This is a genomic window from Lysinibacillus sp. BPa_S21, from assembly GCF_023337795.1.
Lineage (GTDB): Bacteria > Bacillota > Bacilli > Bacillales_A > Planococcaceae > Lysinibacillus.
In genome coordinates, this window is sequence record NZ_JALIRS010000009.1 from 43243 (window position 1) to 53397 (window position 10155).

8 protein-coding genes are annotated in these 10155 nt (G+C 40.4%); all 8 read right to left on the bottom strand.

The features are described 5' to 3' along the window. Window positions 1–300: 300 nt before the first annotated feature. Window positions 301–837, bottom strand: a complete 537-nt coding sequence (gene rpoE / locus MOK21_RS16985; RefSeq protein WP_249075175.1) for a DNA-directed RNA polymerase subunit delta — start codon at window positions 835–837, stop codon at window positions 301–303. A gap of 155 nt (window positions 838–992) precedes the next feature. Continuing rightward, on the bottom strand, window positions 993–1154 hold the full coding sequence (locus tag MOK21_RS16990; protein ID WP_249075293.1) for a hypothetical protein: 162 nt from the start codon (window positions 1152–1154) through the stop codon (window positions 993–995). A 147-nt stretch (window positions 1155–1301) separates the two neighbouring features. After that, window positions 1302–4550 (bottom strand): fused isobutyryl-CoA mutase/GTPase IcmF, encoded by a 3249-nt coding sequence (gene icmF, locus MOK21_RS16995; RefSeq protein WP_249075176.1) that lies wholly within the window; start codon window positions 4548–4550, stop codon window positions 1302–1304. A 123-nt stretch (window positions 4551–4673) separates the two neighbouring features. After that, window positions 4674–5306, bottom strand: coding sequence for a TetR/AcrR family transcriptional regulator (locus tag MOK21_RS17000; RefSeq protein ID WP_249075177.1), 633 nt, complete (start codon window positions 5304–5306; stop codon window positions 4674–4676). 3 nt (window positions 5307–5309) lie between these two features. After that, entirely contained in the window at window positions 5310–6446 is a 1137-nt protein-coding gene (locus MOK21_RS17005; protein ID WP_249075178.1) for an acyl-CoA dehydrogenase, read from the bottom strand. Between the two features lie 280 nt (window positions 6447–6726). Continuing rightward, a complete protein-coding gene (locus MOK21_RS17010) occupies window positions 6727–7863 on the bottom strand; it encodes an acyl-CoA dehydrogenase (protein ID WP_249075179.1) in 1137 nt (378 codons plus the stop codon). A 69-nt stretch (window positions 7864–7932) separates the two neighbouring features. After that, window positions 7933–8784 carry a 3-hydroxybutyryl-CoA dehydrogenase gene (locus MOK21_RS17015; protein ID WP_249075287.1) on the bottom strand — a complete coding sequence of 284 codons (852 nt, stop codon included), beginning with the start codon at window positions 8782–8784 and terminating at the stop codon, window positions 7933–7935. Then, window positions 8784–9989: an acetyl-CoA C-acetyltransferase gene (locus MOK21_RS17020; RefSeq protein WP_249075180.1), complete on the bottom strand. Its 1206-nt coding sequence runs from the start codon at window positions 9987–9989 to the stop codon at window positions 8784–8786. Before MOK21_RS17020 ends, MOK21_RS17015 begins: the two co-directional genes overlap by 1 nt. Between the last annotated feature and the right edge of the window lie 166 nt (window positions 9990–10155).

Genomic DNA, 10155 nt, shown 5'->3' on the forward strand with positions numbered 1-10155 from the left:
AATCACCGATTATTATACATCATGAATAAATTAGAGCATTTATATTCATTCCGTAGCTATAAACATGGGAGAACTTGATTGAATAAAGTTAAAAAAATAAAAAAACGCTCCTCCTGCATAGGTTTGCAGGGGGAGCGTATTACATACACGGTCTTTCTCCTTTAATTAAGGAGCCCAAGTAAAAGATTAAACGTAACCGCGATAGAAGTCAAGATTTTTTACTATAAGGATAAAAGAAAGAAAATTTCAAAGAGTAATGATCATCAATTATGCCTCGGCACAATTGCGTCCGAAATCGTCTTAGATTTCATCCTCTTCTTCAAGTTCATCTTCATCATCAATAAAGTCCTCGTCGATTTCTTCATCGATGTCCTCTATATCGTCTTCATCAAAATCGATATCTTCTTTGTCGTCATCTTCTTCGTCTAGATCTTCTTCATCTTCAACGAATTCTTCAAAGTCTTCATCAAAGTCAATATCTTCTTCATCTAGATCTTCTTCTAAATCATCTTCATCCTCAACGGCAGCTTTAGATTTTTTCTTATGCGTTTTAACAGAAGGAGCTGTTTCTTCTTCAATCTGTTCAACTTTATACCATTCACGTAAGCCCCATCCAGTTTCCTGATTAAATAAGAAGCGGCCATCTACATTTATATCTGTGTAAAATTGTAATAGGCGAGCTTTCATTTCTTCATCACTATAGCCTACAAGCTCTTGAATAATTGTTAATAAGTCATTAAAAGACACTGAGGCACGTTTTTCATTTAATATTGCATAAGCTAAGTTAATTAACGATTCTTCTGTTAATTGTTCTTTTGTCATTTCACGAAAATTCATTCGTGCACTTCCTTTCCCTCATCCATCACAATGGACGTTTTAAAATTCATATAGCTTTATTTTCGGAGCGCAGCAAAAAAGGCCGCACAAAAGTAACTTTCCATATCATAAGCATAATACCCATTATATACAAAGTTTTATCCTCTTTGCTAGCTTCAATTACTGTTTTTTATATCACGCATTTTTTTTATGCCTAAGTAAAACAAATAGACAGATAGTAATAGTAAAGGAACAGCGCCAATTTGCTTATCATACAGGAAATAAACTCCTATCAATAAAGCTAAAATAATGATGTAGTTACTAACTGATTTCATCATCTACTGCGCCTCCCCTTTTTTTACAATTTATTATAACGGAAATAAAAAGAAGTGCCTAATCCTAAGACTAGACACTTAAAACTACACAAACATTTTGTACAAACTAGAATAAATGTTATACAGCTAGAAAATATACACGTTTACAAATTACATATTACGACGATATTGTCCGCCAACCTCATATAATGCATTTGTAATTTGCCCTAAGCTAGCGACTTTTACGGTTTCCATAAGCTCCGCGAAAATATTACCGTTGTTTACCGCAACATGTTGTAAACGAGCAAGAGCTGCTTCGTTCTCATTTTTATGTTGCTTCCAGAACTCATGTAAATTATGGATTTGCGTCTCTTTTTCTTCTGTCGATGCACGCGCAATTTCCATATTGTTAATTTCATCTTCTGAAGGTGGATTCGGATTTAAGTATGTGTTCACACCAATAATCGGTAGCTCACCTGAATGCTTTAGCATCTCGTAGTACATGGATTCCTCTTGAATCTTACCACGTTGATATTGTGTTTCCATTGCACCTAGCACACCACCACGATCATTGATACGATCAAATTCTTCTAATACCGCTTCTTCTACAAGGTCTGTTAACTCTTCAACGATAAACGCTCCTTGTAATGGATTTTCGTTTTTCGCTAAGCCATGTTCCTTCGTAATAATCATTTGAATAGCCATTGCACGACGTACAGATTCTTCCGTAGGCGTTGTAATTGCCTCATCATATGCATTTGTATGCAATGAATTACAGTTATCCTGTAAGGCCATTAAAGCCTGTAATGTTGTGCGGATATCATTAAAATCAATTTCCTGTGCATGTAAGCTGCGTCCAGATGTTTGGATATGATATTTTAATTTTTGTGCTCGTTCATTCGCACCGTACTTATCACGCATTACCACTGCCCAAATACGACGGGCTACACGTCCAATAACTGTGTACTCTGGATCTAGTCCGTTGGAGAAGAAGAATGATAGATTTGGCGCAAAGTCGTCAATATTCATTCCTCGGCTTAAATAATATTCCACATACGTGAAGCCATTTGCTAATGTAAAGGCCAATTGTGATATTGGATTCGCACCAGCTTCGGCAATATGGTAGCCAGAAATAGATACTGAGTAATAATTACGAACTTTATGATCGATAAAGTATTGTTGAATATCCCCCATCATTCGCAACGCAAATTCTGTTGAGAAAATACACGTATTTTGCCCTTGATCTTCTTTTAAAATATCTGCTTGCACGGTTCCACGTACAACCTGTAATGTTTTCTCTCTTGTCTCCGTAAATTCTTCAACTGTCAAAGGTCGACCAAGTTCTTCCTCACGCAGTTTCACTTGCTGATCAATAGCCGTATTCATGAACATCGCCAAAATAACCGGTGCTGGCCCGTTAATTGTCATCGATACTGATGTTGATGGTGCACATAAATCAAAGCCTGCATAAAGCTTTTTCATATCCTCTAGCGTACAAATAGATACACCCGACTCCCCAACCTTGCCATAAATATCTGGTCGGTAATCTGGATCCTCACCATAAAGCGTTACAGAGTCAAATGCTGTTGATAAACGTTTGGCATCATCATCCTTCGATAAATAATGGAATCGTTTATTTGTACGTTCAGGCGTTCCTTCACCAGCAAATTGACGCTTCGGATCTTCGCCTTCGCGTTTAAATTGGAATACCCCAGCTGTATACGGGAATTCACCAGGTACATTTTCTCTATAAACCCAGCGTAAAATTTCACCATAATCTACGAATTTCGGCAAAGCAACTTTAGGAATTTTTGTGCCGGAAAGGCTTGTTGTCCTTAAAATTGTTCGAATTTCTTTATCACGAACTTTCGTTACAAGTTCGTCTCCAGCATACGCTTCTTTTAAAGCTTGCCAATTATCTAATATACGTTTAGACTCAGCTGTTAATTCGTCTCTGACACCTTCAGCGAGAGAAGTAAGAGATGCGACAAGTGCATCATTTGGTGCCTTTTCCTCAATCGCTTCAATCGCTCCCTCTAATTGGAATAGTCGGCGTGCAAATTCCACTTGTAGCTCTGATTTTTTATGATAGCCACGCACGGTATCAGTAATTTCCCGTAAATAATAACGACGATCGTTTGGAATGATAACGTCTTGCTTTTGGGTTTTCGCAAATTGCTCATAGCCCGTTTCCCAATTACTTCCTGTCTTCGTATTGATGATATTGACTAATGCCGCAAATAAAGCATTCGTTCCTTTATCATTAAATTGACTGGCAATCGTACCGTACACAGGCATATTATCAAGTGATTCATCCCAAAGCTCTCGTGAACGCTGATATTGTTTTTGTACTTGACGTAGCGCATCCTCAGAGCCTTTGCGTTCAAATTTATTGATGGCGATCACATCCGCAAAATCAATCATGTCAATTTTCTCAAGCTGTGTCGGCGCACCAAACTCACTTGTCATAACGTACATGGACAGATCCGTGTATTTTGTAATCTCGGCATCACCTTGACCAATACCACTTGTTTCTACAATGATTAAATCATAGCCTGCTACACGCGCTACATCTAGCACATCCCCAATAGAAGCCGTAAGTTCTGTACGAGATCCACGGGTTGCTAAACTACGCATATATACTCGATTATTGAAAATCGCATTCATACGAATTCGGTCACCAAGTAATGCTCCACCTGTTTTTTGTTTTGTCGGATCGACAGAAAGAATAGCTACGCGTTTATCCGGAAACTCCTTTAGGAAACGACGAATTAATTCATCCGTTAAGGAGGATTTACCCGCACCACCAGTTCCTGTAATACCTAATACAGGTGTCCCTTTTGAGCGTTTACGAGCTTCTTCTAGCATATCTTTCGTTTCTTCATCATCATTCGATTCAGCAGCAGTTAATAAATTTGCTAAAATTTCCGGTGTCTCTGTCGTTAGAGCATCGAGCTTTTCTAGATAATTACCTGTAGCTGTTGGAAAATCGGTTCCTTTAATTTTCTGGTTAATCATCCCTTGTAATCCTAAAACACGCCCATCCTCTGGCGAGAAAATCCCTGCAATCCCGTAAGCATGTAGCTCTTTAATTTCACGTGGTAAAATAACACCACCGCCGCCACCATAAATTTTAATATGTGGCGCCCCTTTTTCACGTAGCAAATCATACATATATTTAAAGTATTCCATATGTCCGCCTTGATATGAGGATATCGCAATGCCTTGAGCATCCTCTTGTATCGCAGCATTTACGACTTCTTCCACGGAGCGGTTATGTCCTAAATGGATTACCTCTACACCGCTTGATTGTAAAATACGTCGCATAATGTTAACCGAAGCATCATGTCCATCAAAAAGACTTGATGCTGTAACAAAACGTACGTGATTTTTTGGACGATATACTTCTACCTTTGTCATATGAAATCCCCACTTTCTCCCCTTAATCAATTACACCTTTGTGCTATGAAACATAATTCATAAAAAAATCGGTAATTGCAATGTCGCTTTATGCAATTACCGACAACCCCTTTACGGAACTTATTAGAACCCCTTTATGCCTGAAATAAACAATGTTATTTGCATTTCAATAAATTCGTCTATCGAATGCTGACGATGGAGCGCCCATTTACGGAATGCCCAGCTTTGTCCAGAAACGACTAAGTTATTTGCTGCCATATGAATTTGCTTATCCGTCATCGTTATTTCACCTGACTGCACACAGCGTTTTAGTAATCGCTCAAAAGTACCAACCATTTCAAACTCCTTACTAAATACATAACGCTGTGCTTCTTTTGACAGTGATTTAGTTTCCTGATACATGATTGTCAGCTCATCAACCATACTATCAATTTGCAAGAAATACTCTCGAATCATTTCTTTTAATTCTTCTATAGTTCCTGCCTTAATCTCATAACTTGAAAGTCGCTCCATCGCATGGTGATAAATACTATCACATACAAGGTAAAGGACATCTTCCTTAGTACGAATATATTCATATAATGTTCCGATACTAAAGCCTGCAGCTTTTGCGATTTCTCTCGTAGTAGCACGATGGAAACCTTTTTCTCTAAATAATTTAATGGCTCCCTCTATCATTTGTTCTCGACGAATGGCGATAAGATTTTCATCTTTTACCGTTGACTGTACTTGGGGTCTTTTATCTCTTTCTGTCATACGTTATTTTGTCAACATACGAGAGATAACAAGTCGTTGAATCTCTTGTGTACCTTCATAAATTTGTGTGATTTTCGCATCACGCATGAAGCGCTCAACAGGATAATCTTTCGTATAACCATAGCCACCAAAGACTTGAACCGCCTCAGTCGTTACATTCATCGCAGTATCGCCAGCCATTAATTTTGCCATTGCAGATGCCTTACCATATGGTAGACCATTTGATTCCAACCAAGCTGCTTGGTATGTAAGCAGTCGAGATGCTTCAATTTGAGTTGCCATATCCGCTAGTTTAAAGGATACACCTTGGTTAGCAGTAATCGGTTTGCCAAATTGCACACGCTCTTTACCGTATTCAACCGCTGCATCTAATGCTCCTTGCGCAATTCCTACAGCTTGAGCCGCAATACCATTACGTCCCCCATCAAGTGTTGTCATCGCAATTTTGAAGCCTTCTCCCTCAGCCCCAAGCATGTTTTCTTTCGGAACGCGACAGTTATCAAAAATAATTTCAGTTGTAGGAGATGAACGAATTCCTAGTTTTTTCTCCTTCTTCCCTACCGAGAAACCTTCAAAGCCAGCTTCAACGATAAAAGCTGTTGTGCCATGTTTAGCTTCTGGATCTGTTACTGCAAATACAACATATGTATCTGCTACTCCACCATTGGTAATGAAAATTTTCGAGCCGCTTAAAATATAATCATCGCCATCTAGTTTTGCATATGTTCTCATGCCACCAGCATCAGAGCCTGATCCTGGCTCTGTTAAGCCATATGCACCGATATGTTTACCTTCTGCCATTGGACGAAGATATTTTTGTTTTTGTTCTTCCGTACCGAATTTAAAGATCGGCCAACCAGCAAGTGAAGTATGTGCTGATAAAGTTACCCCTGTTGAAGCACATACACGTGATAATTCCTCTACTGCAATGACATATGCAAGATAGTCAAAGCCTGCGCCACCGTATTCTTCTGGCCACGGAATACCTGTTAAACCTAGTTCCGCCATTTTATCGAAAATCGCACGGTCAAACTCTTCGTTCTCGTCACGTTCAGCTGCCGTTGGTGCTACTTCATTTATAGCAAAATCACGAATCATTTCACGTAATTGTTCATGCTCTTCTGTTAATTGAAAGTTCATTGTCCATTACCCCTTTTTTGTTAGACTCTATTCGTGCTATATTGTTGATTTCAATTTTGATAATGTATCTGCAATATTACTTCGAGAAACTGAGCAAATCTTTTGGTTACCTGAGCAGTCTTCGAGGTACCTGAGCGGTTCATTGCTTTACCTGATCAGTTTTCCGGGTTACCCGAGCGGTTTATTACTCGACCTGATCAGTTCATCAGGTTACCCGAGTTTTTTCTTTTAGCAATCGACATCATCCTTGAAAAATCAACAATGCAACAAACACCAAGCCTTATTTAAGTAAATGTTTACTAATGACTAGCTTTTGAATTTCACTTGTACCCTCGTAAATTTCTGTCACCTTTGCATCTCGGAAATAACGCTCTACGGGATAGTCTTTTGTATAGCCATAACCACCAAAAATTTGTATAGCGTCTATTGCTGTTTGCACTGCCGTACGGGAGGCAAAAAGTTTCGCCATCGACGCCTCGGCTCCGCACGATAACCCTTTTGTGCGTAAATCCGCTGCACGATAGACTAGTAATTTTGCTGATTCAATCCTCGTCGCCATATCCGCAAGCTTGAAGCCAACCCCTTGTTGCACCGCAATAGGCTTTCCAAATTGAACACGTTCTTTTGCATAGGCAGTAGCTGCCTCAAGTGCTGCTTCGGCAATGCCTAGCGCTTGTGCTGCGATTCCAATACGCCCAACATCTAAGTTGGCCATTGCAATTTTAAAGCCTTCCCCTTCCTCCCCAAGAAGGTTTGTGGCTGGTATGCGACAGTTGTCGAACGTTAGTTGAACTGTACGTGAGCCGTGTAAGCCCATTTTATGTTCATCTTTACCTATGATTAAGCCTGGTGTGCCTTTTTCAACAATAAATGCTGAAATACCACGAGTTTTTTCAGCAGGATTCGTTGCGGCAAAGACAATATAAACATCCGCTTCCCCACCGTTTGTAATAAACACTTTGGAGCCGTTGATGACATATTCATCTCCATCTCGCACCGCTTTAGATTGTAATGAGCCAGCATCAGAACCTGCGCTAGGCTCTGTTAAACAAAATGCCCCTAAATATTCTCCTGCAGCAAGCTTTGGAACATAACGTTTCTTCTGTTCATCGTTGCCGAAATAAATAATGGGGTTTGTTCCAACCGAAGTATGTACAGATAAAATAACCCCCATTACTGCACTAACCTTCGATAGTTCATTAATAGCAATTATGTACGATGTAAAATCCATCGCCGCGCCGCCTAAATCCTCAGGCGTCGTGATCCCCATTAAACCTAATTCTCCCATTTGTGCAAGGAGCTCACGTGGAAACTCTCCTGCTTCCATACGTTCTACCCACGGTTCAATTTTTTCCTGAGCAAAATTTCGAACCATGTCACGCATCATTATTTGTTCATCTGTAAATTGTAAATGCATCTATTATGTCACCCCTGTACGTTGTCCCGTAGCATTGCACTTCGTTTGAATCTTCCCATCCCCATAGGATTATTCGTAAACGTAAAAGCCTCTTCCAGATTTTTTACCTAGCCAGCCAGCTGCCACATATTTGCGAAGCAATGGACAAGGTCTATATTTACTATCACCTAAGCCCTCATGTAAAATTTCCATAATAGAAAGACATGTATCAAGTCCAATAAAGTCTGCTAATGTTAACGGCCCCATCGGATGATTCATTCCGAGCTTCATCACATCATCAATTGCTTCTTTCGATGCTACACCCTCATACAATGCGTAAATCGCTTCATTAATCATTGGTAATAAAATACGATTCGATATAAAGCCTGGGAAGTCATTTACTTCCACTGGCGTTTTCGACAATTTCACTGTCATATCTTCAACTGCCTTGTAGACTTCATCACTTGTAGCTAATCCTCTAATAATTTCTACAAGCTTCATAACAGGTACAGGATTCATAAAGTGCATACCAATTACTTGCTCTGGACGGTTTGTTACAGCTGCAATTTCTGTAATTGGTAAAGATGATGTATTCGTAGCTAAAATGGCATGTGCCGGTGCAATCTGATCAATTTGCTTAAAGATGGATTGCTTCACTTCCATGTTTTCCACTGCTGCCTCGATAATAATATCTACGTCACTACCATCCTGTAAATCTAGTGACATACTAATACGACCTAAAATAGCCGCCTTTTCATCCTCCGTTTTACGCCCTTTTTCGACATCTCGCGTCAGGTTTTTCGTTATCACTCCTAGACCACGTTCGAAAAATTCTTGCTTCATATCGTTCAGTTTTACGTCAAAGCCAGCTTGTGCACAAACTTGTGCAATGCCAGAGCCCATTTGCCCGGCACCAATAACCATTACTTTTTGAATTCCCATCATTCGTGTCCCCCTGTTTTCGGTACTTCAATCATGATCGCATCGCCTTGCCCTCCACCTGAGCAGATAGCAGCAATTCCGATACCACCGCCACGACGTTTTAATTCATGCGCAAGTGTTAAAATTATGCGTGCTCCAGATGCTCCGATTGGATGACCTAGTGCAACCGCGCCACCATTAACATTGATTTTTTCAGCATCTAAATCCGCCAGCTGTTTGCTAACAAGAGCTACTGCTGCAAATGCTTCATTAATTTCGACCAAATCAATATCGGCTAATGATTTCCCCGTCTTTTTCAGTAATTTGTTAATGACAAGCCCTGGTGTTTGTGGGAAGTTTTCTGGCTCAATAGCAATCTCTTCATGACCGATAATAATCGCAAGTGGTTCTCTGCCTTCACGAGCCGCACGTTCCTCACTCATAACTACTAGCGCACATGCACCATCGTTAACGCCAGGTGCATTACCTGCTGTAATCGTTCCATCCTTGTCAAAGGCAGGCTTGAGTTTGGCAAGTACCTCCATCGACGTACCGGCTCTTGGCGCCTCATCTGTATGGACTTGAATCGGCTCTCCCTTACGTTGTGGAATTTCCACAGGCACAATTTCTTCAGCGAAATAACCTTTCTCAATTGCTGCAAGTGCACGTTCATGACTGCGAACAGACCAAGCATCCTGCTCTTCACGGCTTAACGAATATTCTTTTGCCGTTATATTACCATAGCTTCCCATATGTGGCCTTGCCTTATGAAAGGCACATGTTAAACCATCATATAGCATGCCATCCACCATTGTTGAGTCGCCCATGCGTAAGCCCGTTCGACCATTTTGTAGATAATACGGTGCATTGGACATAGACTCCATACCACCAGCGATAATAACTTCTTCGTCCCCTAATCGAATGAGCTGATCCGCTAGTGTTACTGCGCGCATCCCTGACGCGCAAACCTTGTTGATCGTTTCTGTTTTCACTGCTATTGGTAAATTTGCTTTGATCGCAGCCTGCCTTGAAGGAATTTGGCCCTGTCCCCCTTGTAAAACGGAGCCTAAAATTACTTCATCCACTTCATCAGGCGAAATACTCGCTTTCTCAAGTGCCCCTTTTATGGCGACTGCACCTAAATCACTTGCACTTAATGAGGATAGTGAACCTCCAAACTTACCGAATGCCGTTCTTGCTCCTGCTAAAATTACTGCTCTATTCAAGTAAAACACCCCTTTTGTTTTACGTTCTAGAAGAAGTATTAGAGCATCTGCGTTGACTGAACGCTCGCTCGACCTCTAGCTATGAAAAATGGGAGTTAGTATCAATTATGCCTCGGCATAATTGCGTCTGGAATCGGGTTTGTGCTTGCACCTGTCTCTTATACAC